Source organism: Maricaulis sp. W15 (assembly GCF_001924955.1).
GTDB classification, from domain to species: Bacteria; Pseudomonadota; Alphaproteobacteria; order Caulobacterales; family Maricaulaceae; genus Maricaulis; species Maricaulis maris.
Genome location: NZ_LQXG01000022.1, coordinates 37,216 through 63,806 on the forward strand (window position 1 = coordinate 37,216; position 26,591 = coordinate 63,806).

Consider the following 26,591-nt stretch of genomic DNA (forward strand, 5'->3'; position numbering starts at 1 on the left):
CCGTTTCCGGGACCTGTCTGCACACCCCGGGGGCGCAACACCTCAGGAACCGATTGGATGCGCCGCAGCCCGGTGTCCTGCCGTCAGCCCAAGCCAATCGGAGCGGACCGCAGACAGGCTAAGCTCAATCTCGCCGAACTCGCCGAAGCTGACGCGGCTGGTATCACCCACCTTGGCCTGGTGGACGCCGGTTACGGCGCCGGTCGAGATATGGCTGCCCGCGTCGAGCGCGATCCCGCGTTCCTGCATCAAGCGCAGGATGAATTCGAGCGCGCCGATCGGTCCTCCCGGCAAGGCGGCCGCAGTGGTGGCGCCGACCTCTTCGCCGCTGATGACGACCCGTGCCGGCAGATCCGCCCAGCTGCGCGACTGCCAGTCGGCGATCTCCGGCCCGACGATGAGGCCGAAATTATTGCCGAAATCGGTCACAACGCAAATCGGTCCGAGATCATTGATGCCCGGAAAGGGGCTCGAAGCGATCTCGACGCCGACATGAAGCCGACCAGCCACATCACGGGTCAGTTCCGGCGTGATCTTGGTGCCGACCGGGACCGGCTTGCCGAGCACGAAGATGAATTCCGCTTCCACCGCGGCGAAACCGTCGGCGAAAACCGGCATGTCATGGACCTGGCCGATCGCGTGATCACGGATCAGATTGGCAAAGATCGGACCGACCAGCCGCTCGGCGCCGACAGGACCGCGGAACTCCGGCGGAACCAGTCCGATTTTCCAGCCGTCAACACGATCGGGCCAGCGCGAAATGGACTGGTCCTGGATCGCATAGGCGTCCGCGAGCGTCGCCGGCAATTGACCGGGATAGTCGCGCAATCCGGCCCCCGCCTGACGTGCGCCGATGAAGGCTTCCGAGATGGTTTTCTGATTGGGCGTCAAGTCGATTTTCCCTGATTTTCCTCGCCTTATCGGCCGGCGAGTTACTCTGACGAAGGGGCTTGCGCCTCACTCGATATCGGTTACGGTTCCAAATAAGGAAACCGGTGTCATTTTTCACGGTATTCCCTCAAGATCAAGCCGCAAGCAACAATGAGCGGCACGAATGGGAGACGGTCAGAGGCAATTCTCGACCGTCCGGGAGGAGAGACGAATGTTCAGAAGCGCTTTGCTCGTTGGCGTTTGCGCCGTGGCGACTGGTTGCGGTCACATTGATGCGTTGACCACAAATTTTTCTGCCGATGACACTGCGCCTCCCGTTGCACCGCCCACCGTGGCCGACGGCCAGCAGATCGCCTTCCCGGGCGCTGACGGCTTCGGCCGTTTCAGCCGCGGCGGTCGCGGCGGCGATGTCTACACGGTCACCCACTTGGGCGATTCAGGTCCCGGCTCGCTGCGCGAAGGCGTCGAGGCTGACGGGCCGCGGACCATCGTCTTTGCCGTCTCCGGCACGATCCAGCTGGAAAGCCCGTTGCGGGTGCTCAATGACTACATCACCATCGCCGGCCAGTCGGCACCCGGCGCTGGCATTGCCCTGCGCGATTATCCACTGCAGGTGCACGCCAATCATGTGGTGATCCGCTATATCCGCTCGCGGATCGGCGGTGCGAGCCATGTCGAGGATGACGCCATCTCGATCGTCGGCGGCTCTGACATCATTCTCGACCACGTCTCGACCAGCTGGGCGATCGACGAGACCCTGTCCTCGTCGCAAAGCTATCGCGGCTCGCCTGGCCAGAAACACCTGACCAATCTGACGGTGCAATGGTCGATCATGGCCGAAGGCCTCTACCAGGCCGGCCACGAGAAGGGCGACCGCGCCTATGGCAGCCTGATCCGCGGCAATAATGGCGCCCGCTATTCCTGGCACCACAATCTGTGGGCCAACCATAATTCGCGCATGCCCCGCATCGGCAATTACGCGACACCGTTCGACGATCCCGACGGTCTTTTCCTCGATTTCCGCAATAATGTCTTTTACAATTGGGGACATGGCGCCGAGACGGACTTCTGGGACTGGGTTCCCGCCAGCGCCGAGTTCGACCCCTCCCAGCATCTTGGTCTGAACCAGGACCCGCTCTACGGGCGCGAAGGCACCGACTATCATCATGCCGCCGGCACCGATCTCGATCCGGCCTCGGTCGCGCACTACAACTTCATCAACAATGCCTATGTCCAGGGTCCGCAAACGCTCGGCCCGGTCATTTTCTACATGCGCAACACAACAGGGCGCGCCCATTTCTCCGGCAATACGATGGATGGCGAGCTGCGCGAGCAACGCCCCATGCTGCGCTCGGCGGCGCATGATCTTAGCTGGGTTGATGAGCCCTATGAGGCTGATTTCATCCGCACCGACACCGCCGACGAAGCCTATGCGGCGGTCTTGGCGGGCGCCGGCGCCTCGCATTGGCGCGACGCAGCCGACCAACGCATCATCAATGACGTGCTCAACGGCACAGGCCGGATCATCTCATCAGAGGAAGAAGTCGGTGGCTGGCCCGACCTGCCTTCAGAGCCTGCGCGCACCGACAGCGATGGCGATGGCATGCCCGATGCGTGGGAAACCGCCCGCGGCCTCGACCCCGAAAATCCGCAAGACGGCTCGCATGACGCCGACGGCAACGGGTATACTGAACTGGAGGACTGGCTGAACGGACTCGTTGAGTAGCCGGCACGGACCAGACCCTGGGGAGGGATCATGATCAATCGCAGACACCTCATCGCGACGGGGGCGGCCGCGGCTGTTGCCGGCTGCGGACAAGCCGACCGGCCGCTTTATTCCGCCGACGCCCATGTCGCTGACTATCCGACAGTCCAAGGCGTTGAAGCCATGGCCCGCATGGTCGAGGAACGCACCGGCGGTCGTCAGCGGGTGAAAATCTTCGCCGGGGCCCAGCTCGGCTCGGAACGCGACACGCTGGAGCTGACCGTGTTCGGCGCGCTCGACCTCAACCGGGTCAATCTGGCGCCACTCAACTCGATCGCCAATGAGACGATCGTCCCCAGCCTGCCCTTCCTGTTCAATTCGATCGACCATATGCGCACCTCACTCGACGGCGCGCCGGGCCAGGCCATTCTCGACGCCCTGCGCCCGCACGGGCTGGTCGGACTTTGCTTTTACGACAGTGGCGCCCGCAGCTTTTACAATACCCGCCACCCGATCAACACGCCGGACGATCTGCGCGGCATGAAGATCCGGGTGCAAAACTCCGATCTCTACGTCGCCATGGTCGAGGCGCTCGGCGCCAACCCGACCCCGATGTCCTTCGGCGAAGTCTATCAGGGCCTGGTCCAGGGCGTGATCGACGGGGCCGAAAACAATTGGCCCTCCTATGAGACGACCCGTCATTTCGAGGCCGCGCGCTATTACAGCCTCAGCCGCCATGTCATGGCACCGGAAATCCTGGTGATGTCGAAACACCGCTGGGACCGCTTGTCCGGCGAAGACCAAGCGATCTTCCAGCAGGCCGCCCGCGACAGCGTGCCAGTCATGCGTCAAATCTGGGATGCCCGCGTTTCCGACGCGCGCGAACGGGTGCTGGCCGGTGGCGTGGAAGCGAACGAGATCGGTGACATCACCGCCTTTTCAGACCGCATGGAAAGCGTCTGGGACCGGTTCGTGGTCACCGATGTCCAACGCCGCCTGGTCGAGGATATCCGCAATCTCGGGGGCGATGCCTGATGCGTGCTTTCGCCAACCTCCTCAATTTCGCCAGCCGGTCACTGCTGTTGCTCGGCGGTATCGGCTTGGCCGTCATGACACTGATCATCGGCTGGCAGGTCTTTGCACGCTATGTGCTCAATGCCAGCCCGTCCTGGTCGGAACAGGCCTCGCTTGTCCTGATGATCTGGTTTGTCAGTTTCGCCGCGGCGGCCGGGGTCAAAGAAGGTTTCCATATCCGGATATCCGCCTTCGCCGACAACCTGCCCGGCCGATGGCCACACCGCCTGCAACTCCTGTCCCACCTCATCGTCGCCCTGGTCGGTGGCGCCATGGCCTTTTGGGGCGGAGAATTGATCCTGCGAACCTGGGAGCATGCCATCCCGACGCTCGGTATCTCGCGCGGCTTTGCCTATCTGCCGCTGCCGATCAGCGGCGTGTTGATCAGCCTCTTCGCGCTGGAAAATATTCTCGAACAGCTCAATCCGGCCATTGCCGGCGACGCGGAGTCCTGAACCATGGAATTGTCAGTCCTCCTCGGCACCCTTGTTTTCCTGCTGATCATCGGTGTGCCGGTTGCCTTCTCCCTGCTCGGCGCGACCCTCATCACCTTCTTCATGATGGACATGCCGGCCATCGCCGTCTTCCAGCGCATGGCGGGCGGGATGAGCATCTTCTCCCTGATGGCCATCCCCTTCTTCGTGTTCGCTGGCGAACTCATGCACCGGTCCGGCATCGCCGAACGCTTGGTCCATGTCGCGGAAGCCGCCTTCGGGCGATCACGAGGCGGGCTGGGACAGGTCGATGTCGGCGCGTCGATGTTGTTCGGGGCCGTCTCCGGCTCAGCCATCGCCAGCGTCTCGGCGATGGGTTCGACCCTGATGCCAATGATGCGCGAGCGCGGCTATGATGCCGACTATGCCGTCAACGTGACCTCGACCTCCGCCGTTTGCGGCCTGTTGATCCCGCCCTCGCACAACATGATCATCTATGCCGCCGCTGCCGGCGTCGGCGTGTCGATCGGCGAGCTCTTCGTGGGCGGGATCGTGCCGGGCCTCCTGACCGGTGCGACCTTGATGGTTGCCGCCTGGCTGGTGGCGGTGAAGCGTGGCTATCCCAAGGGTGAATTCCCCGGCTGGATGGCCTTCCTGCGCGCCTTCATCATGGCCCTGCCCGGCCTGTTCACCGCCATCATCATTGTCGGCGGCGTGCTCGGCGGCTTTTTCACGGCCACCGAATCCTCAGCCGTCGCTGTGCTCTACACCGTCGTCGTCGCCGCCCTGCTCTACCGCTCGATGGGCCCGCGCGCCTTCCTTGATGCCGCCATCCAGGCCGTCAAGACGACCGCCATGGTGTTGTTGATCATTGGCTCGGCCTCCGGTTTTGGCTGGATGCTGGCCCTCTTGGAAGCGCCCTCGCAACTGGCCAGCCTGATCACCACGGTGACCGACAATCCGATCCTCATCCTGCTGATCATCAATCTGATCCTGCTGGTGCTCGGCACCTTCATGGACATGTCGCCACTGATCGTGATCACCACCCCGATCTTCCTGCCCATCGTGGTCGATCTCGGCATGGACCCGGTCCAGTTCGGCGTCGTCATGATGCTCAATCTGGGCATCGGCCTGGTCACCCCGCCGGTCGGCTCGGTCCTTTTCGTGGGTGCCGCAATCGGCAAGGTGAAGGTGGAAGAGACCGTCAAGACGATCTGGCCGTTCTATGGCGCCCTGTTCGTCGCCCTGATGGCCGTCACCTATTTCCCCGCCCTGTCCATGGGTCTGGTCAATCTGATGCGTTGAGGTCGAGCGACAAACCCGCTCAAAAAACCCTTCCCCTTGACGTCGAAGGTGGCCCGAAGGGCCGGAAGGGGTGGGATGCGCTCGCGTTGTGCCGCCGCCCAACGGTCACCCGCTCCGCCTCGCCGCTTCGCGTCCCGCCGCCTTTCCTCGTCCGGGTGATGACCCGCGCCCTCTTCTTCCCAATGGCGACAGGACGAAGGAGGCCGAGCGCTGGAAGAGCGTCCGACAGCCAAAAAAAAGCCGACCCCGAAGGGCCGGCTGGAGGGAAGGTTCGGGAGTTGTTTGCCTAGCGGGCGAGCCAGCCACCATCCACGGCCAGAACCGTGCCGTGGACATAGTCTGCAGCCGAAGAAGACAGGAAGACGGCGGCGCCGCCGATGTCGGACGGGTCGCCCCAGCGCCCGGCCGGAATGCGGCCCAGTATCTGCTCGTTGCGATCCGGATCAGCCTGCAAGGCGGCCGTGTTGTTGGTCGCGAAATAGCCGGGCGCGATCGCATTCACATTGATGCCCTTCGCCGCCCATTCATTGGCGAGAAGCTTGGTCAGGCCGGCAATCGCGCTCTTGGAAGACGTGTAGGACGCCACCCGGATGCCGCCCTGGAAGGACAGCATCGAAGCGATATTGATTATCTTGCCGCTGCCTTGGGCGACCATGTGCTTGGCTGCGGCCTGGCACAGGAAGAAGGCCGACTTGATGTTGACGTCCATGACGCTGTCCCAGTCTTCCTGGGTGAAGTCGAGCGCGTCATTGCGTTTGATGATGCCGGCATTGTTGACCAGGATATCGATCCGGCCCGCCTGCTCGACGGCGGCAGCGACCACCCCCTCGACACAGGACGGGTCGGAAAAGTCGGCCTTGATTTCGTAGAATTTCCGGCCAGCGGATTCGACCGCTTCACCGGTCTCGGCGGCGCTGGACCGGCCAGCGACGACGATATCGGCACCGGCCTGGGCCAGGGCAATCGCCATCGCCTGGCCAAGCCCGGTATTGCCGCCGGTGACCAGGGCAACCTTGCCGGTGAGATCGAATGATGGGCTCATGGGTTTCTCCGTTTCACACGGCCGTTCGGGCGCAAGGCCTAAGCGGCCAGCACCGTGCGGATATAGTCGGCGATGGCGTCGTCCTGGCAGTTGGCGAAGAAGTATTCCTGGAATTTCTCGCCGGCGATGGCCGCTTTCAGCAGGTCCTGGTCGACCGTCTTCAGCACGGTCAGCATGTCGTGACAGGAGGCCGCTTTCAGCTCCGCCACAATGCCGCGGTTTTTCGCCATGACGGCAGCGCGTTCCTTGGGATAGCCCGCTCCGCGCTCGTTTTCGAACAGCTTGCGGAAACAGTCCTGCAGATTGAGTTCCGCAGCCCAGCCGAAGCCCTTGGCATAGGGCATCGAGATTGCATTGCCATCATTGATCTGGCCAAACAGGAAGGCGTCGGTCGGATCGACAACGAGACCACAGAACACGCCCGGCATGGCGTTGCAGGCGAGGTTGGAACCGACACCGGTGCCGCAGCCGGTGACCACGAAATCAGCGGCCTTGGAATTGAGCAGCAGGCCCGCCAGCAAGCCATTCATCGGATAGGTGAGCGAGGCTTCATCCTCGGGCGTATACATGCCGTAATGGTGCACCTGATGGCCGAGCGGCTCGGCCACGGTGGCCAGGGCATCGTGGACAATTCCGCTCTTGGCGGCCTGGCTGTTTTCGATGATGAGCGCGATCTTCATGGGGATTTCCTGTCTCAGTTTTGAGCGTCGAGTTTGTAGGCCTGTTTGACCAGATTATAGGCGAGGTCGCGGGCGGTCTCATGGGCCTCGTCGAGGCCGAGCCGGTGCTCGCTCACGAGCCGCGCCAGGAAGGCGCAATCCACCCGTCGCGCCACGTCATGACGGGCCGGGATGGAGAGGAAGGCGCGGGTATCGTCATTGAAGCCGACCGTGTTGTAGAAACCGGCGGTCTCGGTGGTCTGCTCGCGAAAGCGCATCATGCCTTCCGGGCTGTCGTGGAACCACCAGGCCGGCCCCAGCTTCAGCGCCGGATAATGACCGGCCAGCGGCGCGAGTTCGCGCGAATAACTGGTCTCGTCGAGGGTGAAGACGATGCAGCCGAAATCCGGTTCATTGCCGAAACGGTTGAGGAGCGGACGCAGGGCCTCAACATATTCGGTGCGCGTCGGAATATCGGCACCCTTGTCGCGGCCATGGCTGTCGAAAAGCGGGCCGTTATGATTGCGATGGCTGCCGGGATGGATCTGCATGACCAGACCATCTTCCAGGCTCATCGCGGCCATCTCGGTCAGCATCTGGGCCCGAAACAATTCGGCGTCACCGTCGCGCGCCTTGCGACTGACGATGCGGTCGAACAGGGCCTTTGCCTCACCCCGGTCGAGATCTGCAGTACGCGCGGTGGGGTGGCCGTGATCGGTTGACGTCGCGCCCGCGGCCATGAAGTCGACCCGCCGCTGGCGGTGGGCAGCGAGATAACCATCCCAGTTGAAAACATCTTCGCCGGTGATGTCGCCAAAGGCGTCGAGCGAGGCATGGAAGTCCTCATGGTCGGCATCGATGACCGGGTCGGGCCGGTAGGCGGTGACCACTTGTCCGGCCCAGTCCGAATGGGCGATGGCGTGGTGATGGTTAAGCGTGTCGACCGGAGACTCGGTGGTTGCGATCAGCTCGATATTGAAACGATCGAACAGGGCGCGCGGACGAAATTCCGGGGTCTTGAGCGCGGCATCAATCCTGTCATAGGCCGCATCGGCCGTCGCCGCATCGAGCCGGTCCTCAATGCCAAAGACCTCGACCAGCACATGGCTCAGCCAGATGGCTGACGGCGTGCCGCGAAAGAGATGGAAATTGGACGCAAACAAGTGCCAGGCCGCGCGCGGATCGGTCGCCGGGACACCCTGGCGATCGGGAATGGCGAGATCGGCGAGCCGGATACCCTGGCTATAGAGCATGCGGAAAATGTAGTGGTCCGGCGCCAGCAACAGCGCGGTCGGATTGTCGAAGGCATCATTGCTCGCGAACCAGCGCGGATCAGTATGACCGTGCGGCGAGACAATCGGCAGATCGCGCACCGAGGCATGCAGCTCACGGGCAATGCCCCGCACGACCGGGTCGGCGGGAAAGAGGCGATCCTCATGGAAAAACGACTTCGTGGGCATTGTTTTCGATTATCTGTCCTGCGGACTGTCAGGCAGAAAGGTAACCGGTGTCATTGCGAACATCAACCGGTCGGGAGCGTGCAAATTCAGTCTTTTCTCCTGCTGTCTTTGCAGGGGTGTCAGGTTGGCGGTGCAGTGGTGTCCCGGACGACCAGGCTGGGCAGGGCCCGGGGGTCTTGCTGTTCGATCTCGGCAGCCGACTGCGGATTGACCAGCTTGGTGGAAGCGCGCCGCCCGATCTCGCGGGTCGGGGTGTGGACCGTGGTCAAACGCGGCCACAGCCGTTCCGCGAGTTGGAAATTGTCATAGCCGACGACCGACAGCTGATCGGGCACGCGAATGTCCAGCGACCGCGCCGCCTGCAGCACGCCGGCGGCCATCTCGTCATTGGCGGCAAAGATCGCTGTCGGCCGGACCGGCCGCTGCAACAGGTCGCGGGCACAGTCATAGCCGGACTCGAATGTGTAGGCGCCCTGTACGACGAGATCATCGTCCAGGGTGAGCCCGGCCTCCCCCAGCGCCCGCTCGAGGCCGCGGCGACGCTCATGGGAGGACCGGAAGCTCTCGCGACCGGAGATAAAGCCGATCCGTGTGTGCCCGAGTTCGGCCAGATGTCGGCCTGCCGCCGCACCGCCGAGATGGTCGTGCGAGACAATCATGTGTTCCGGCTCGTCCAGCGAGACCGAAGCGATACGGATGAATTCACAGCCGATTTGGCGCAGGATCGGCGGCACCCGCTCGTCTTCCGAGACTGACGGGGTCAGGATGACGCCATAAAGTTTTTGGCGCTCGACGAAATTGCGGACATCTTCCAGGAAGGTCGGGCTGGCCCGGTCACAGGGGTGGACAACCAATTCAAAACCGGTGCTGCGCATGCCGTCCAGCAGACCCTGCTGCATGTTGACGACATATTGCGGGTTCGGGTTGTCGTAGATCATCCCGATCAGGAAAGAGCGCCTAAAAGCCAGGCCGCGGGCCTGCGGATCCGGCGCATAGCCGATCTCATGCATCACCCGCAGGATCTCTTCGCGCGTGTTTTCCTTCACCGCCGGTGACTTGTTGATGACGCGCGACACGGTCTTCTTGGAAACGCCGGTCAGCCGGGCGACATCATTGATGGTCGGGCGCCGGTCCACGAATTCATCGCGCAGGCTTTTCGCCGGCTTGCCATTGTCAGGCGTCTCGCCGTCATTCATCCGGAAAATCCCCCGCGGCACCATGCCAAGGAAATGTCCACTACAGGACATCTCCTTGCTTGTCATGCCTTTCGGCCGCTTGATGGCTGGCGATGAAATTTTCCCTTTCCGTGTAAAATGACACCGGTTACCATTCAGGCCAGCAAGGGTGAGAGACGATATGAGTGTCGCCGAAAAATCCGCGGTCAGCCAAGGTCTTGTCGTCCATCCGGACGACCGGGTCGGGGTCGCGACAAGCGCGCTAGCCAGGGGCGAACGCCCGGCCGCCAATTTACCGCGCCTGCTCGACCCTGTTCCCGCCGGGCACAAATTCGCCCTCACCGACATTCCGGCCGGTGCACCGGTCATCAAATACGGCGCCATCATCGGCCGCGCCCGCTGTGACATCGCGGCTGGCGCCCATGTCCACAGCCACAATCTCGAAACCACGCTCAGCGGCGAACAAGATTACGCTTGGACCGGGCGCACGGCAGACCGGTCTTCCAAGGCCGCGGTCAGCACCGATACATTCATGGGCTATCGCCGATTTGATGGCCGGGTCGGAATCCGTAATGAAATCTGGGTGATCGCGACCGTCGGCTGCGTCAACCGCACCTCGGAACGCATCGCCCGCATGGCCGCCAACCAGGTCCGTGGCCAGGTCGATGGCGTCCATGCCATCACCCACCCTTTCGGCTGCTCGCAACTCGGCGATGATCTCGAGAAGACCCGCGCCATCCTCGCCGGCCTGGCGCAGAATCCCAATGCCGGCGGCGTGCTCCTGGTCGGGCTGGGCTGCGAGTCCAACCAGTATCGCGCCTTGCTCGACGCGATGCCCGACACCGATCCATTGCGCGTTCGCGCCTTCGCCTGCCAGGAGGCCGGCGACGAGCTGGATGCCGGCATCGCCGCCGTCGCCGAGATCGCCGATCATATGGCGCAGATGGATCGCCGCGAGCCTTGCCCGGTCTCCGACCTGGTGATCGGGCTGAAATGCGGTGGCTCAGACGCGTTTTCCGGCCTCACCGCCAACCCGCTCCTGGGCCGCATCACCGACCGGCTCGACGCCGCCGGTGGCAGTACCATCCTGACCGAAGTGCCGGAAATGTTCGGCGCCGAGCATATTTTGATGGACCGCGCCGTCTCGCGCGAAGTCCACACCGCGATCGGCACGATGATGAACCGCTTCAAACGCTATTTCATCGGTCATGGCGAGCCGGTCCACGCCAATCCGTCACCCGGCAATATCGAGGGCGGCATCACCACGCTGGAAGAAAAATCGCTCGGCGGGGTCCAGAAAGCCGGCAGCGCGCCGGTGGTCGATGTCCTGGATTATGGCGACCGGCTGCGGCGTAGCGGGCTTAGCCTGCTGGAAGCACCGGGCAATGACGCCGTATCCACGACAGCCATGGCCGCCGCCGGCGCAACGATGATCCTCTTCACTACCGGTCGCGGCACGCCACTGGGCACGATGGTGCCGACGCTGAAACTCTCCACCCGCTCCGACCTTGCCGAGCGCAAGCCGAACTGGATCGATTTTGACGCCGGTCCCATCCTTGATGGCGAGGCGCCGGACGCGACGGCCGACCGCCTGTGGCGGACCCTTCTCGATGTCGCCGGCGGCAAGCGCGCCCGCAACGAACTCTATGACGAACGCCAGATCGCCCTGTGGAAGGGCGGCGTAACGCTCTGACCCTGATCCCATGACCCACAGCTTTCTGCCCATCAAACCCGCCGGATCGGCGCGTTGGGACGTCGCCGCCCTCGGTGAAGTCATGTTGCGCCTGGATCCCGGCGAAGGCCGGGTGCGCAATACCCGTCACTTCCAGGTCTGGGAGGGCGGGGGCGAGTACAATCTGGCCCGCGCGGCCCGCAAATGCTTCGGCCTGTCGGCAACCGTGGTCACGGCCCTGCCACGCAACGATGTTGGCTGGCTGGTCGAGGACTGCATCTGTCAGGGCGGGGTCGATGCGTCACACATTCTCTGGCGCGATTTCGACGGCATCGGTCGCGACAGCCGGGTCGGCCTGAACTTCGTCGAGCGTGGCTTCGGCCTGCGTCCAGCCCTGGGCGTCTCGGATCGCGGCCATAGTGCGGCCTCGGCGATGAAGCCCGGCGATGTCGACTGGGACACCCTGTTCGGCGCCCAGGGCGTGCGCTGGTTCCACACCGGCGGCATTTTCGCCGCGCTCAGCGACAGCACGGCCGCGTTGACCGTCGAGGCCGTGACGGCCGCCCGCAAGCACGGCGCCGTCGTCTCCTTCGACCTCAATTACCGCGCCTCGCTCTGGGCCTCACGCGGCGGCTCGAACGCGGCCCGCGCCCTAAACCGCACCATCGCCCCCCATGTTGACGTCCTGTTCGGGGCCGAGGGGCTGGGCGACAGACCGTCCGGCGGCGATCCGCGGACGGCAATCGAGAGCGCGGTCGCCGATTTTCCCAATCTGCGCGTTGTCGCCACCACCTGCCGGACGGCGCATACAGCCAATTCGAACGACTGGTCGGCGATCATCCACGCCGATGGCCAATTCCGTGAATCCCGCAAACGGCCAGGCCTCGACATTCTCGACCGGGTCGGCGGCGGCGATGCTTTCGCATCGGGTGTCTGCTGGGCGCTGATGGCCGGAAAAACACCCGCCGAGGCGGTCGAGTATGGCGCCGCTCACGGTGCCCTGGCCATGACGACGCCCGGCGACGCCTCGATGGCGCGGCTGGACGAGATTGAACGCGCGATCGACGACAGCGATGCAGGAGTGATCCGATGAGCCTCTCCCTCGACCGACGCACCCTTCTGGCCACGGCCGGCGCCGCCGGCAGTGTGCTCGCGACCGGTGCCGGCTGCGCCCAGCGCGGCGACCCTGTCGTCGCCACGTCAAACGGACCGGTTCGCGGCATCATCGAAGGCGGTATCAACCGCTTCCTCGGCATCCGCTATGGCGCCGACACCGCGACGACCCGCTTCCGGCCTCCGACCCGGCCGGCGCCCTGGACGGACACGCTTGACGCGACCGAGTATGGCTCAGCCTCGCCACAAGGCCGCAACGAAGCGAACCAGTCAGAAGATTGCCTTTTCCTCAATGTCTGGACGCCCGGCCTCGAAGCCGATGCAGCGCGACCGGTGATGGTCTATTTCCACGGCGGCGCCTATGCGGCTGGATCCGGCTCCTCACCGCTCTATGACGGCACCCGGCTGTGCCAACGCGGCGACGTGGTGGTGATAACGGTCAATCACCGCCTCAATGCCTTTGGCTATCTCTATCTGCAACGCCTCCTGGGGCCGGACTTTGCCGCCTCTGGCAATGCCGGACAGTTGGACCTTGTGCTGGCGCTGGAATGGGTCCGCGACAATGCGGCCCGCTTTGGCGGCGATCCGGGCCGGGTCATGGTGTTCGGCCAGTCCGGTGGTGGCGCCAAGATTGCCAGCCTGATGGCGACCCCGGTCGCCGACGGCTTGTTCCACAGCGCGGCCACGATGAGCGGCCAGCAGGTGACGGCCTCCGGCCCTGCCAATGCGACAGCCCGCTCACGCGCCTTTCTGGCAGGGCTTGGCCTGGATGATGCCCGTGCCCACGAAATCCTCGACCTGCCAATGGAGCAGCTTGTCGAAGCGCTCGGCGTCGATGATCCGGTCCTGCCCTATGGCCGGGTCTATTTCGGCCCGGTGCGCGATGATGTCGTCCTGCCCCGTCACCCCTTCTACCCGGACGTGGCGCCGCAATCGCGCCACATCCCGATGATCATCGGCAATACCCGTGACGAGACCCGCGCCTTCCTGCGCGGCCCGCAATACGAAAACCTCGACTGGGACGACCTGCCCGAGCTTTTGATCCCGAACATGCGGGTCGATATCCGGCCGGAGACGGTGATTGCCCGCTATCGCGAACTCTATCCTGAGCGTTCGGCGGAGGAAATTTTCTACGCCGCAACCACCGCCGCCCGATCCTGGCGCGGCGCAATCATCGAAGCCGAGGAACGGGCCAAGGTCGACACGCCGACCTGGGTCTACCAGCTCGACTTCGGCAATCCCTACGCCCCGCACACATTCGACATACCGCTGGTGTTCGACAATACGGCGGTGGAGGGCGCCCTGCCGGGCAATGGCGAGACGGCACGCAACATGGCCGCTTTGATGAGCGAGGCCTTCATTGCGCTCGCCCGCAATGGCAGGCCACAACACGCGGCCCTGCCGGACTGGTCGCGCTATACCCTGCCAAACCGCGAAACCATGATCTTCGACTGGCCGCCGCGGATGGAGAATGACCCGCGCGGCGGCGAGCGGGCGCTCTTCGCCAGCGTGCCTTACGTTCAGCCGGGCACCTGACGCGACTCGCCCAGAAAGCCGCCGCGCGCCATCCAGGCCAGGACCAGATCGGGCCAGACCTCGACCGGCAGGCCCTCGGCGAAGCGGATGCCGAAACCATGTCCGCCCTCGGCGAAGATGTGCATTTCGGTCTCAACCCCGAGCGCGCGAAAAGCGTTGAACACGTCCAGCGCGTTTTCGACCGGTACAGCGGCATCATCGGCGGCGTGAAACAGGAATAGCGGCGGCGCATCGGCCCGGGCCGCTTCGGCAATGTCGTAAATGGCGAGGGTCGCGGCATCCGGCGCGGCACCGATCAGGCGATCACGGGAGCCCACATGGACGGCCGGCCCGCTCAAGCGGGCGACCGGATAGGCCAGCACCGAGAAGTCCGGTCGGGCGCTGACCGCGTCGACCGCGTCAGACGGTGTATGGACAGCGGCGTCGAAACGCGTTGTCAGCGAACCGGCGAGATGACCGCCGGCCGAAAACCCCAGCACGCCGACGCGTGTTGGATCAATGCCAAACGCCGCTGCCTCGCTTCGAACCAGGCGCATGGCACGCTGGGCATCCTGCAGCGGAACGTCGGCGCCATGATCATGACCGTCATGCGGCAGACGATAGAGCAGGATGAAGACCGTAACCCCGGCCGCGTTGAAGCGTTCAGCGCTCTCGATTCCTTCCTTGTCGATCACCACCCGCTGATAGCCGCCGCCGGGCAGGATCAGAAGGGCTGACCCATTGGGTCGCTCGGGCCGGAAAACCAGAAGCCGCGGCCTGGTAATGCCGGTCGCCATCCGGTCGCGGATCACATCCGGCGTCGCGCTGCGCTCGGTGATCACCTCCGACAGCCCGTCGGCGACCGGGCCCGTGCCGGACGGGACCGCATCGCCCCAGATTGCGATTTCGGCATCGGGTTCACGATGCTGGGCCTGCGCCGACGGCGCGAAGAGGACGACAGCAAGCGCAAGGGCGAACGCGCGGCGCATGACAACTCCAAGGTTTTGACGAAAAGGCCCGGCGCAATCTCCCGCGCCGGGCCTTCCGCATTCACATGGTCAAACCGATCAGAAGGATGCACGAACCCCGAAGAGGTATTCCGTGCCCGTGTGATGGTAGACCGTCGGCAGATAGCCCGAGTCATAGGTCTGATGCTCGAACTCGTCGGTCAGATTGATCGCCTCGAAGGTGAGATCGATCATGTCGTTGACGCGGTAGGAGGAGGCGAAGTCGAGATTGAAGCTCGCTTCCACGCCGCGTTCATTCCGACCGGAACCATTGGCCCGGGTCGTCACATAGGCATCGCGGTAAGCCGAAGAGATGCGGGCCGACAGGCGGTCATCTTCATAATAGATGGTCGCGTTATAGGCATTCGGCGAGAAGCCGATGATCTCGTCGCTATCGACATAGGTGTAGTTGCCCTGGAAGCCGAAATTGTGGAACGGCGCCGGCAGGAAGGTGAAGGGCTGTTGATAGGCCACTTCGAAACCCTGCACGGAGGCACTGCCACCATTCGACACCTGGCTGATCTCGACCAGCGGGTCGCCGCCGGCCTGGATCAGGTTGAAGAGCGGGCTGGACGCCGGCGGCAGATTGGCCGGCAGGCCGGACAGGCTGTAGGCCACTTCAACCGACTGGGAAGAGGTGAAGAAGCTCGACACATCCTTGTAAAAGAAGCTGACCGCGAACAGCGCTTCATCATCGAAATACCATTCGAATGACGCGTCATAGGCTGTTGCCCGGTAGGGATCGAGACCCGGATTGCCCGCATTGTAGGAGAAGGGAGGCCCGGTGAAGCTGTCCAGCGAACCACCCGGCGTCAGATTGCCGAGCGACGGACGGGCCATCACCTTGGCAACGCCGAAGCGCATCAGGAAGTCCTCGGACATCTCGAATGTCAGGTTCAATGAGGGCAGCGTATCTTCATAGCTGCGCTCGACCGTGACTTCCGTACCGCTGACCAGACCCGTTGCCGCGGTGGTGGTTTCGACATAGCGGATGCCGACATCACCGCGAACCGGGATGCTGCCCAGCTGCGCTTCGAAATCAGCCTGGACGAAGGCGCCCAGATCCTCTTCGCTCACGGCGCGCTGATTTCCGGCGCGAACCGTTCCCGGAATGTTGTAAATTCCGGCAGCTGCGGCGGCAGCCTGGATGTTCGGGACCAACCAGGCCGTGTCATTGCCCGCCGGCATGCCCAGATCATTGCCGAAACCGGTGAGAACCGATGACAGGTCGCTGGTGATCGGCAGGCCGTTCGCACCAACCGGGCAAGACACACCTGGCAGGTTACAGACAATCGAGCCATTGGTGCTTTCGCGGCGGGCTTCGCGGCTTTCAAAGTCATATTGCTTGAAATTGAGGCCGCCTGAAATGACCCAGTTCTCGTTCGCGTCAAATTCCAAGCTCGCCGAGAAGGTATCGAAGCTGTTCGACACAGACTGCGGGCGGTCGCGGATTTCGGTGAAGGCAAACTGCGATGCGTCCGTCACGTCAAGTGACCCGAAGTCGATCGCCGGCGTGTTGAGATTGCCGCGGAAGTCATACGAATACCCGGTCACATCGCCGATGGCGTCGAACAGGATGGTCGTCTGGACCGGGTTGTCGAAATCCGATGTCACCGTACCAGCAAGGAAGTTGCCGCGCAGACGGTCCGAGAAGTCGTGATCGACATTCAAGGTGAACTGCGTGAACTCGGTCGTCAGCTCATCATAGCGACCTTCCGAGCGGATCGGGTGGGTACCGTTGGAATTGGCACTGATGTCGAAATTGCCCGAGTCGATGATGCTCAGCCCACTGTCGACCGTGAAGCTGTTGACGTCGAACTGACCCTGCTGGCTGCGGATGAAGACTTCCAGGAAGTTCTCGGTGCGGGTTGCGTCGAAGCTGGAATAGAGCGCATCCAGCGACACCGTCGTGCGTTCGCTCGGACGGAATTGCAGGCCACCGGTAATGCCCAGACGCTCCTGCTCATTGGTCAGACGGCCATAACGCGGGATACGCGGATGGTAGACGGTGGAGCTGGAATTGATGCCGGCACAATCGGGACCGGCCGGACAGGCGACGCCATTCACCGAGCGGAAATTGCCGTCATCCCAGCGAACCGTCGAGAAGCCTTCCTCGATGATGGTGCGGTCAGAGAAGGCGATCGACAGATTGGCACCGAACGTCTCTTCTTCATTGACCCAGGACACAAGACCAGCCACGCGCGGGCTGGTCTCTTCCGACAGGCTGTTATAGCCCATCTGGCCCGACATGGCGGCCGTCAGCCCCGAACCATAGTCGAACGGGCGCGCGGTGCGCAGATCGACGGTGGCGCCCAGGGAACCTTCATCCATCGATGCGGACGTCGTCTTGGTGACGCGGATCTGGTTGAACAGGTCGGACGCAAAAGTGTTGAAGTCAAAGCCGCGACCACGGTTCGAGCCGCCCGAGGCATCGGAACCACCCGTCGTCGACATGGCTTCCATGCCGTTGATGCGAACGCGGGTGAAGTCCGATCCCAGACCGCGAACCGTGATCTGGCGCCCCTCACCGGCAACACGATTGATCGAGATGCCCGGAATGCGCTGGATTGATTCGGCCAGGTTCAGATCCGGAAACGCCGCGATGTCTTCTGCGACAATGGCGTCAACAACGCCGTTCGAGTCTCGCTTTACATCAAGCGCTTGAGCCAGGCTGCTCCGGAAGCCCTGAACCGTGATCACGTCATTGGTCTGGGCCGGCTCATCCTGGGCCTGGGCCGTTGCCCCCAACGCCGTCCCGAGCACCAGGCTGGCCGTGGCGCAGCCGGCCAGAAGGCGCAGCTTGCCTGTTGGCATGTTAGAATTTCTCATCATTTCCTCCCCGCAGCGGCCGGTTTCCGGTCCGCGTTTGAACTCTTGACCCTGAACAGCGCCATCGACCTCTCAATGACACCGGTAGCATTTCCGCTTCGACTGATCCAGTTCCAAACAGAGCTGGAGCTGAAGACGAAATTGCCAGCATGGATCGACGCCATGCTGCACAACAATGACACCGGTGGCAATTTCTTTTTCAAACTTTGCTTGCTGCAACGCAACATGTGCATGCTGACCAGCTTCCTAAGCGGGTTGGCGCGACGCCGACGACACTGATGCCGGGCGTCGTCCCACTCCGACAATCCTGACCCCGACCCGGCAAGCCGTCCCGCCAGGACACGGAAGCAGCCATCTGGGCAAACCGGTCAATGCCCCCTAGTTTGGCGACAAATTGCCCGTTGATCCGGGTGTGCGTCGGGGGGCCAATGACCGATTTCCTGCTACTCGCTTTCACCTTCCTCATCGCCGGCGTGATCGCCGTCCCGATCGCGACCCGATTGGGATTGGGTTCGGTTCTGGGGTATCTGATTGCCGGCATCGCCATCAGCCCCGCACTCGGAATGCTGGGCGTCGACGTCGTTTCGATCCAGCATTTCGCCGAATTCGGCGTGGTCATGATGCTTTTCCTGGTCGGGCTGGAACTCGAACCCCAACGCCTCTGGGCGATGCGCGGCCGTCTGCTGGGCCTAGGCGGACTGCAGGTGCTGGGCACGACGCTCGCCGTGACGCTGGTCGCGCTGGCACTCGGCCTGGGCTGGTCGGTCGCGCTCACGGTCGGACTCGTCCTGTCTCTGTCCTCGACCGCGATCGTGCTGCAGACCTTCAACGAGAAGGGTATGATGCGATCCGATGGCGGCCAGGCCGGCTTCTCGGTCCTCCTGTTCCAGGATATCGCCGTCATCCCGATGCTCGCCCTGATCCCGCTTCTGGCCCTGCCGGAACTGGTCGAAGCGATGTCGCATGCCGGCGATCACGGTGCTGACGGGCATGGCGAGGCGCTCAGCCTGGTCGCCCACCTGCCGGGCTGGGCTGCCGGCCTGGTCACCCTGGCCTCGGTTGGCGTGGTCGTGCTGATTGGCGGCTTTCTGACCCGACCGCTCTTCCGCTTCATCGCCCGCACCGGCCTGCGCGAGCTGTTCGTCGCCGCCGCCCTGATGATGGTGATCGGCATCGCCCTGCTGATGTCGCTGGTCGGCCTGTCACCGGCCCTGGGCACCTTCATCGCCGGCGTGGTGCTGGCCAACAGCGAATACCGGCATGAGCTGGAATCCGACATCGACCCCTTCCGCGGCCTGTTGCTGGGCCTGTTCTTCATGACGGTCGGTGCGGGGATCAATTTCGTACTGCTGTTCAGCGATGCGTTGTTGATGATCGGGCTGACACTGGGGCTGATCACGATCAAGGCTGCCGTGCTTTACGGGCTCGCGATCATCTTCAAGGTGCGCGGCTCCAACCGCTGGCTGCTGGCGCTCGGGCTGGCGCAGGCTGGCGAGTTCGGATTCGTCCTCTTGTCCTTCACCGTCGCCAATGCGGTGCTGCCCGGCGACATCGCCGAACGACTTTCGCTCATCGTCGCGATGTCGATGCTGCTGACGCCGCTCCTCTTCATCATCCACGACAAGCTGATCGCACCGCATTTCTCGTCGGAACAGGCCGAACGCGACGAGGCCGCGATCGAGGAAATCCACCCCATCATCATTGCCGGGCGCGGACGGGTCGGCGGCATCGTCGACCGGATGCTCCACGCCGCCGGCTTTCCCACCACGGTGGTCGACTACTCCTATGCCCAGCTCGACATGCTGCGCGCCTTCGGGATGAAAGCCTATTTCGGCGACGCCACCCGGCCCGACCTGCTGCATGCGGCCGGGATTGCCGAGGCGCGCCTGCTGGTCGTTGCCATCGACAATCGCGACCAGATCAATGCCCTCGTCAGCTATGCCCTGCAGACCTATCCCGACCTTCACGTCATCGCCCGCGCCGTTGATCGCGATCATGTCTACCAGCTTTACGAGCTGGGCTGCCGCGACATCATTCGCGAGACCTATGACAGCTCGATCCGAATCGGCCGCTCGGCCTTCGAGGCCCTGGGTATTGAGCACGAGCGGGCGCTGGAAATGGCCCGGACCTTCGACATGACCGACCGCCGCTCCATGATCGAGGTCGCCGACGTCTATGACACCACCATCCCCGCCCACGAAAACAAGGAGCTGGTCGCCCGGGTCAAAGCCATCGCCGAGGAATGGGAACCGGAATTGCGCCGCAAGATGGACGATATTCGGCTGGGACGGGCGGATCGGGACTGAGGGGCGGATCGATCACAGATTGCTGTACGCACGAGAGCACTTGAAAACCGTTTGAAATCAAATTGATCGACGGAAGAATTCGGCTATTCATGAAATAAAGCCTTGGCGCGCACCGACCCACACCTTCCGGGAAACCGATCAGGAATTCACTGTGACTCATCAGCCCCCATCGACGGCGAGTACGCCCACGCCCCCACCGCTGCTGACCGGGCGGCTGACACTCGGGCGCCGGCTTGGCTATGGCGTCGGCGATTTCGCATTTGTTGCCCTGTGGCAGGGCTGCGCCCTCTTCCTGCTGTATTTTTATACCGACGTGCTGGGCCTGCCGCCCCTGCTGGCGGGTGCGATTTACCTCATCGGCATGGCGTGGGACGCGGTCTCCGATCCGCTGATCGCCAGCTGGGCCGAACGCCGGGCACGCCAGGACGGTGGCTATGCGCACCTGATCGGCCTGTCCGCCCTGCCGGCCGGGCTGAGCTTCACCCTCGTCTTTACCCAGCCCTTCGACGGCACGGCGCTTGTCGCCCTGTGGGCGCTGGTGACCCATCTCGCCTTTCGCACTGCCTTCACCTGCGCCAGCATGCCTTACAACGCGCTGCCGGCACGGCTCACCCCGAATGGCCACGAGCGCAGCGCCCTGTCAGCAACCCGGGTCGTTTTCGCCGGTCTGGGCGGACTGATGGTGGCGGTCACCATACCGGCGATTGCCGCCGCCAGCGGTCATGCCATCGCGGCGCTGGCGATCGGCCTCGTCGCCGGCCTGGTCCTCTTGCTGTGCGCCCGGCTGATGCGCATCGCGCCGCCGCTGCCGCCAACAAGCGGCCCCTCGACCCTGACGGCGGATCTTCGCGGCCTGGGATCGGCAACGCGGCAGAACCGGCCCTTCCAGGCCCTGCTCGTCCTCATGCTGCTCGGTACACTGGGCTATGGCATGTTCACCCAGTCGCTGCTCTATCTGGCCAATCATGTCCTGCAGCAGCCGGACCTCGTACCGCTGATACTGGCCACCCCCGTTCTCACCATGATCGTCGCAGCGCCGGCCTGGATGATGCTCGCCGCCCGCACCAGCAAACGATTGACGATGATGTGCGGCCTCGGCCTCGCCGCCCTCGGGTATGCCGCCCTCGGCCTGGCGCCGACGACCCCGCCAGGCGCCGCCCTGATCGCGATTGCCGTCATCGGCACCGGCAGTGCCGCGGTGCCGGTCATGTTCTGGTCCATGCTGCCGGATGTCATCGATCATGGACACGCCCGTTCCGGCACCCGGGTCGAGGCGCGCGCATTCGGCCTGGCGACCTTCGTCCAGAAAGTCACGGCCGGTCTGACGGCGTTGTTCGTCGGTGGATTGCTGGCCTTGAGTGGCTATGCGCCCGACGCAGTGACCGGCGAGGCCCTGGTGACAATCCGCTTGATGGCCAGTTGGCTGCCGGCCGTCTTCACCCTGGCCATGATCGCCGTTATCCGGGGTTACCCGATCGACCAGGCCAGCCACGCATCGAACCTGAAAACAATTGCTGCCAACGCCGAGACTGCAAGCGCCACCCGAACGGGTGGTTGAGCCGCATTCAACGCGGTGGCAGATTTGATGCAGGATTGGGGCAGACCAGTTGAATGCGTGGCGATCCCCGGCGCCGCACCTCCGGGAGCCGTGGTCGTGACCGACACCACCCGCCACATGCCGGACCCAGCGTCGGCGACCGAACCTGCCGCCACCGACCTCGAACAGGTCCGGATGGGCCAGGCGCGCTTGTTACGCGACCGGACCGGCATGTCCTGCCTGATCATTGGCGGCGTCATCCTTTATCTCGCCATCCTGATAATGCTGGCCGGCCAATTTGCCGTTGCTGCGAGCTGGGTCGCAGCCGCCGGCAGTATGGTCGGCATCGTCTTTCTCTACCCGCGGCTGGCGGTTCCCGATGGCGTCGACCGGACAAATTACCGACGCTACCTGACCGGCCATATGGTGATTTCAGGCCTGACCGGCGTGATCTGGGCCCTGTTTGCCATCGCCATTCTCGACGCCGGCTCCCTGCTCCACCTCTTCATCGCCATCAACATGGTGTTCGCGATCACGGTCGGCGGGATGATGCCCAGCGCTGAATACCGGTCGACCTATATCGCCCTGGCGACGGCAACGCTGGTCCCTTTTTCGGCCTACTGGCTGATCACCATTGATGGCCCATTGCGGCTGATCGGGCTTGGATTGTTGATCTATTACGGCTTCGGCCTGCTGGTCAGCGCACGGGCCGAAATACAGACCAAGGAAATGCTGGCCGCCGAGCGCAATCGAGAGCTGACCCGGCGCCTGCAGGAAAAGAACGCGCTGATCGAGAAAGTCAGCGCCGAAAAGTCTCGCTTCCTGGCGGCCACCAGCCATGACATGTCACAGCCCCTGCAGGCCCAGGGCTTTTTCATCGGCGCAATGCGGCCGCTGATGGAACGCCCGGACCAGACCGCCCTGCTCGACAAGATCGAAGCTTGTTGGCAAGCACAGCAGCAATTGCTCCAGGCGCTGGTTGAGACGGCACGGCTCGACAGCGGCGCGATCGTGGCCAAGCCGCGCGCCTTCGACCTGACATCGGTTCTGACCGGTCTCGAACAGGAATTCGCCGAACCGGCGCACGACAATGAGATTGCGCTCGAGACCCGTTTCGAGCCGGCCGTGCTCGACAGCGACCCCTTGCTGGTCGCCCGCATCCTGCGCAACCTGCTGTCGAACGCCGTCAAGTTCACGCCTGCCGGCGGCCGTGTATCCCTTCATTCGCGCCGCGACGGCGATCGTGTCCGGATCGAGGTTTGTGACACCGGCAACGGCATCCCGGCCGACGCGATTGACCGCGTCTTCGACGAATATGTGCAGCTCGCACCGACCCGGGACAACGCGCCGAAGGGCTTGGGCCTCGGCTTGCCCATTGTCCGGCAGCTCGCCCGCAAGCTCGGTGCAGAGCTGACATTCGACTCGACCCCCGGCGAAGGCACGCGTGCCAGCATCACGCTGGCCTGTCAGCCGGTTGGCGAGATCGCCGCACCCGCCTCGCCGGGCCCCGCCGAGATCACCGGCGCGCCACTGATCGTCCTCGTCGAGGATGAGTCTTCGGTGCGTGATGCGCTGTCAATCCTGCTGACCGACTGGAAGTGTCGGGTGATCGCGGCGGCCTCGGGCGCGGACGCGATCGAACTGATGGGCTGGGCGACATCGGAACCCGCGCTGTTGATCGTCGACAAGCGGCTCGCTGACGGCGAGGACGGTCTGGAGACGATTGCTGCCCTGCGCAGCGAAGTCGCGGCCGACATTCCCGCGGTATTGCTCACCGGTGATGTCTATCAGTTCGAGAAACTGGCCGGCCTCGACAACGTCACCGTCCTGACCAAGCCCACCGATCCGGCACAGCTGCGGCAGACCCTGCTCGACAGCCTGGCGCATCCGCCACACGCCGACTGATCCCGCCGGCTTCGGAACCGGTTGTCAGATCAGTCCCAGCGCTTGTGCCTTGCGGACACAGGCGGTGCGGGTGTGGGCACCAAGCGCTTCAAAGATCGCGCGGAGATGCGATTTCACGGTGTTTTCGCTGATATTGAGCGCCACCGCGATCATCTTGTTGGTCTCGCCGCGACCGATCAGATGCAGGATTTCCAACTGCCGCGGTGCCAGGGACGGCAGACCATCAGTGAGCGGCAAATCGTCGAACCCGTCCGCCCCGTCGCCATCCTCACCGCCCGCAGCGGACACGGTCGGAAAAAAGCTCCGCCCGGCCAGGATCGCATCGGTTGCCGCAACCAGTGTCTCGGTATCGGCGGTCTTGTGAACAAAACCGCGCGCGCCGAGCGCCCGCATTTCAGCCAGCGGCGGTTCGGTACCGATACCCGAAATGATCAGCACCGGCGCGCGACATTTGCGCTCGCGCATGGCCGCCAGCACGGCAAGGCCATTCATGCTGCGCATCACCAGATCGAGAATGACCAGATCGAACGCCTCGGCCGTCTCGACCAGGCGCAGAAAAGCGATCGGTTCGTCAAATGTCCGGACCTGATAGTCAGGCCTCAGCGAGGCCAGCAGGACGCCGAACCCATCTGCAAACATGCGGTGATCATCGACCAGCGCGATCCGGCGCTCGCCCGCATTCATGTGCCACACCAAGCACTTGTCGCGCGATGGCTCGATGGTTTCGCATTGGCGGCAGACATTTCGATACTCCCCGACGGCCGAACGCTAGGCGAGACAGCTCACCAGCTCAAGACTCGTCGGCGGTTCAATCCGGCGCAAAATGCGTCGCGGGATACCGCAACCCGATTGGCTGGCCTGAGGATTTGGGAAGCGCACGCGAACGCGTCATACTGTCCGGCATTGAACGGCGTTGTCGGGGAGATTGGCGCCAAACCATGCCCATGTTGATCGACACGATCGATGACCAGACGGCCCGCGCCGCCTGCGCGCGTCAGGGAAACCGGCCCGACGGGCTGATCGAAATCCTGCACGACATCCAGGCCAGCGCCGGCTTTGTCTCGGACGCCGCCATCGCCACGCTCGCCGACGCACTCAATCTGAGCCGGGCCGAAGTGCTCGGCGTGGTCAGCTTCTATCATGATTTCAAACGCCAGCCCGGCGCCCGCCATGTGCTCAAACTCTGCCGCGCCGAAGCCTGCCAGGCCGCGGGCGGCGATGCGGCCGCGGCGGAGATCGAACGCCGTCTGGGGGCACTCGGTGTGACAGAGGGCGACGAGCCGGCGCTGGAAATCCGGTCAGTCTATTGCCTGGGCAATTGCGCGCTTAGCCCGGCCGCCCTGCTCGACGAGACACCGATCGGACGGATAGATGCCGATCGCCTGATGTCCGAACTCGTAGCCCGCGAGATCGTGGAGGCGGAACCGCAATGAACACGCCCCCGGATCGCATTTTCATTCCCGGTGATTCAGCCGCCATCTCGGTTGGGGCGGATCAGGTTGCCGACCAGCTGGCCGCTGCCCTGCCCGACACCTGCCGCATCATCCGGAATGGCTCACGCGGCCTGTTCTGGCTGGAACCGCTGGTCGAGATCGAACGCGATGGCGAGCGCCTGGGCTTTGGCCCGGTCACACCGGGCGATGTCGCGGACCTGGTCGCCGCCGGGTTTCCCGATGATCACAGGCTCGCGCTGGGCCCGGTTGCGGCGATCCCACAACTGGCGCGCCAGCAAAGACTGATCTTCGCCCGCTGCGGCCTCAACGACCCGCTCGATCTGGACGCCTGGATTGCGACCGGCGGCCGCGCCGGACTGGATACCGCCAAACAACTCGACCCGGACGCCATCATCGAGACGGTGAAAACCTCCGGCCTGCGCGGCCGCGGCGGGGCCGGTTTTCCGGCCGGGATCAAATGGGAGACGGCCCGCAAGGCCAGGGGCGACCAGACCTGGCTGTGCTGCAATGCCGATGAGGGCGATAGCGGCACCTATGCCGACCGCCTCCTGATGGAGGGCGACCCTTTCACCCTGATCGCCGGCATGTGCATTGCTGCCCGCGCCATCGGCGCGACCGGCGGGCTGGTCTATCTACGCTCGGAATACCCGCACGCCATCCGCACACTGAAGGCCGCAATCGGTATCTGGCGCGAGGCCGGACTGTTTGCCGGACTGAGCGACGGCGATCATTTCAACATCGAGGTCCGCACCGGTGCCGGCGCCTATATCTGCGGTGAAGAAAGCTCGATGCTGAACAGCCTTGAAGGCAAGCGCGGCGAGGTCCGGGCGAAACCACCCATCCCCGCCATCGCCGGCCTGTTCGGACAGCCGACCATCGTCAACAATGTCCTCACCCTGGCCAGCGTGCCCTGGATCCTGGAGCATGGCGGCGAAGCCTATCGCGATTTCGGCACCGGCCGTTCGCGCGGCACCCAGGCCTTCCAGCTCGCCGGTGACATCAGGCGCGGCGCCCTCATCGAGCTTGCCTTCGGCGTCTCGCTGCGCTCGCTGATCGAGGATTTCGGCGGCGGCACGTGGTCCGGTCGACCGCTGCGTGCGGTTCAGGTCGGCGGTCCGTTGGGCGCCTATCTGGCCGATGCTGATCTCGACGTCGAGATGGATTATGAGGCATTGGCGGCGATCGGTGGTATGCTGGGCCATGGCGGGATCGTGGTCTTCAACGACACGGTCGACATGGCGCGGCAAGCCCGCTTTGCGATGGCATTCTGCGCCATCGAGAGCTGTGGCAAGTGCACGCCCTGCCGGGTCGGGGCGACGCGTGGCCGTGAAACGCTCGACAAGATCATTGCCGGCGAGGCGGTGGCCGACAATCTCGCCCTGATTGAAGACCTGTGCGAGCTGATGACGGATGGTTCGCTGTGCGCGATGGGCGGGCTGACACCGATGCCGGTGCGCAGCGCCATCCAGCGCTTTCCCGAAGACTTCACCCGTCAGGCCGCCGAGTAG

21 protein-coding genes are annotated in these 26,591 nt (G+C 63.9%); 13 read left to right on the plus strand and 8 right to left on the minus strand.

Going from position 1 to position 26,591, the window contains the following annotated elements; translation table 11 throughout:
- Positions 1 to 42 precede the first annotated feature (42 nt).
- On the minus strand, positions 43 to 891 hold the full coding sequence (locus AWH62_RS16075; protein ID WP_083635265.1) for a 2-keto-4-pentenoate hydratase: 849 nt from the start codon (positions 889 to 891) through the stop codon (positions 43 to 45).
- Between the two features lie 211 nt (positions 892 to 1,102).
- On the opposite strand from AWH62_RS16075, the gene AWH62_RS16080 reads away from it, so the two are divergent.
- The 4 genes from AWH62_RS16080 to AWH62_RS16095 are packed head-to-tail and all read left to right on the plus strand — an operon-like array spanning position 1,103 to position 5,409.
- Entirely contained in the window at positions 1,103 to 2,617 is a 1,515-nt protein-coding gene (locus AWH62_RS16080) for a hypothetical protein (RefSeq protein WP_083635266.1), read from the plus strand.
- Positions 2,618 to 2,647: 30 nt separating this feature from the next.
- Entirely contained in the window at positions 2,648 to 3,631 is a 984-nt protein-coding gene (locus AWH62_RS16085) for a TRAP transporter substrate-binding protein (RefSeq protein ID WP_075191510.1), read from the plus strand.
- Positions 3,631 to 4,125, plus strand: a complete 495-nt coding sequence (locus tag AWH62_RS16090; RefSeq protein WP_075191511.1) for a TRAP transporter small permease — start codon at positions 3,631 to 3,633, stop codon at positions 4,123 to 4,125. Before AWH62_RS16085 ends, AWH62_RS16090 begins: the two co-directional genes overlap by 1 nt.
- Positions 4,126 to 4,128: 3 nt before the next feature.
- Complete coding sequence (locus AWH62_RS16095; RefSeq protein ID WP_075191512.1) at positions 4,129 to 5,409, plus strand: TRAP transporter large permease; 1,281 nt, start codon at positions 4,129 to 4,131, stop codon at positions 5,407 to 5,409.
- Positions 5,410 to 5,695: 286 nt separating this feature from the next.
- On the opposite strand, the gene kduD is transcribed toward AWH62_RS16095, so the two are convergent.
- The 4 genes from kduD to AWH62_RS16115 form a co-directional block, all read right to left on the minus strand.
- On the minus strand, positions 5,696 to 6,451 hold the full coding sequence (gene kduD, locus AWH62_RS16100) for a 2-dehydro-3-deoxy-D-gluconate 5-dehydrogenase KduD (protein ID WP_075191513.1): 756 nt from the start codon (positions 6,449 to 6,451) through the stop codon (positions 5,696 to 5,698).
- Positions 6,452 to 6,489: 38 nt separating this feature from the next.
- Positions 6,490 to 7,131, minus strand: a complete 642-nt coding sequence (locus AWH62_RS16105; protein ID WP_075191514.1) for an RpiB/LacA/LacB family sugar-phosphate isomerase — start codon at positions 7,129 to 7,131, stop codon at positions 6,490 to 6,492.
- 14 nt (positions 7,132 to 7,145) lie between these two features.
- Positions 7,146 to 8,570: a glucuronate isomerase gene (uxaC, locus tag AWH62_RS16110; protein ID WP_075191515.1), complete on the minus strand. Its 1,425-nt coding sequence runs from the start codon at positions 8,568 to 8,570 to the stop codon at positions 7,146 to 7,148.
- A gap of 119 nt (positions 8,571 to 8,689) precedes the next feature.
- Complete coding sequence (locus AWH62_RS16115) at positions 8,690 to 9,766, minus strand: LacI family DNA-binding transcriptional regulator (RefSeq protein ID WP_075191516.1); 1,077 nt, start codon at positions 9,764 to 9,766, stop codon at positions 8,690 to 8,692.
- Between the two features lie 160 nt (positions 9,767 to 9,926).
- Between AWH62_RS16115 and AWH62_RS16120 the strand changes: the two genes are divergently transcribed.
- The 3 genes from AWH62_RS16120 to AWH62_RS16130 are packed head-to-tail and all read left to right on the plus strand — an operon-like array spanning position 9,927 to position 14,066.
- Complete coding sequence (locus AWH62_RS16120) at positions 9,927 to 11,438, plus strand: UxaA family hydrolase (RefSeq protein ID WP_075191517.1); 1,512 nt, start codon at positions 9,927 to 9,929, stop codon at positions 11,436 to 11,438.
- 10 nt (positions 11,439 to 11,448) lie between these two features.
- Positions 11,449 to 12,510, plus strand: a complete 1,062-nt coding sequence (locus tag AWH62_RS16125; protein WP_075191518.1) for a sugar kinase — start codon at positions 11,449 to 11,451, stop codon at positions 12,508 to 12,510.
- Positions 12,507 to 14,066 carry a carboxylesterase/lipase family protein gene (locus AWH62_RS16130; protein WP_075191519.1) on the plus strand — a complete coding sequence of 520 codons (1,560 nt, stop codon included), beginning with the start codon at positions 12,507 to 12,509 and terminating at the stop codon, positions 14,064 to 14,066. Before AWH62_RS16125 ends, AWH62_RS16130 begins: the two co-directional genes overlap by 4 nt.
- Here the strand turns inward: AWH62_RS16130 and AWH62_RS16135 are convergent.
- Positions 14,051 to 15,034 carry an alpha/beta hydrolase gene (locus AWH62_RS16135; RefSeq protein WP_075191520.1) on the minus strand — a complete coding sequence of 328 codons (984 nt, stop codon included), beginning with the start codon at positions 15,032 to 15,034 and terminating at the stop codon, positions 14,051 to 14,053. The genes AWH62_RS16130 and AWH62_RS16135 overlap by 16 nt on opposite strands.
- Positions 15,035 to 15,112: 78 nt before the next feature.
- Positions 15,113 to 17,881 carry a TonB-dependent receptor gene (locus AWH62_RS16140; protein WP_075191521.1) on the minus strand — a complete coding sequence of 923 codons (2,769 nt, stop codon included), beginning with the start codon at positions 17,879 to 17,881 and terminating at the stop codon, positions 15,113 to 15,115.
- A gap of 45 nt (positions 17,882 to 17,926) precedes the next feature.
- On the opposite strand from AWH62_RS16140, the gene AWH62_RS16145 reads away from it, so the two are divergent.
- From AWH62_RS16145 to AWH62_RS16160, 4 genes are all read left to right on the plus strand, one after another.
- Positions 17,927 to 18,160 carry a hypothetical protein gene (locus tag AWH62_RS16145; RefSeq protein WP_075191522.1) on the plus strand — a complete coding sequence of 78 codons (234 nt, stop codon included), beginning with the start codon at positions 17,927 to 17,929 and terminating at the stop codon, positions 18,158 to 18,160.
- 149 nt (positions 18,161 to 18,309) lie between these two features.
- Positions 18,310 to 20,187, plus strand: a complete 1,878-nt coding sequence (locus AWH62_RS16150) for a cation:proton antiporter (RefSeq protein WP_075191523.1) — start codon at positions 18,310 to 18,312, stop codon at positions 20,185 to 20,187.
- Positions 20,188 to 20,338: 151 nt separating this feature from the next.
- On the plus strand, positions 20,339 to 21,745 hold the full coding sequence (locus AWH62_RS16155) for an MFS transporter (RefSeq protein WP_075191524.1): 1,407 nt from the start codon (positions 20,339 to 20,341) through the stop codon (positions 21,743 to 21,745).
- 96 nt (positions 21,746 to 21,841) lie between these two features.
- Entirely contained in the window at positions 21,842 to 23,629 is a 1,788-nt protein-coding gene (locus AWH62_RS16160) for a hybrid sensor histidine kinase/response regulator (RefSeq protein ID WP_158025653.1), read from the plus strand.
- Positions 23,630 to 23,653: 24 nt separating this feature from the next.
- Here the strand turns inward: AWH62_RS16160 and AWH62_RS16165 are convergent, their stop codons facing one another.
- Positions 23,654 to 24,313, minus strand: coding sequence for a response regulator transcription factor (locus AWH62_RS16165; protein ID WP_075191526.1), 660 nt, complete (start codon positions 24,311 to 24,313; stop codon positions 23,654 to 23,656).
- Between the two features lie 254 nt (positions 24,314 to 24,567).
- Between AWH62_RS16165 and AWH62_RS16170 the strand changes: the two genes are divergently transcribed.
- Both AWH62_RS16170 and AWH62_RS16175 read left to right on the plus strand, forming a co-directional pair.
- On the plus strand, positions 24,568 to 25,062 hold the full coding sequence (locus AWH62_RS16170; RefSeq protein WP_075191527.1) for an NAD(P)H-dependent oxidoreductase subunit E: 495 nt from the start codon (positions 24,568 to 24,570) through the stop codon (positions 25,060 to 25,062).
- Positions 25,059 to 26,591, plus strand: a complete 1,533-nt coding sequence (locus AWH62_RS16175) for an NADH-quinone oxidoreductase subunit NuoF (protein WP_075191528.1) — start codon at positions 25,059 to 25,061, stop codon at positions 26,589 to 26,591. The genes AWH62_RS16170 and AWH62_RS16175 overlap by 4 nt, the downstream gene beginning before the upstream one ends.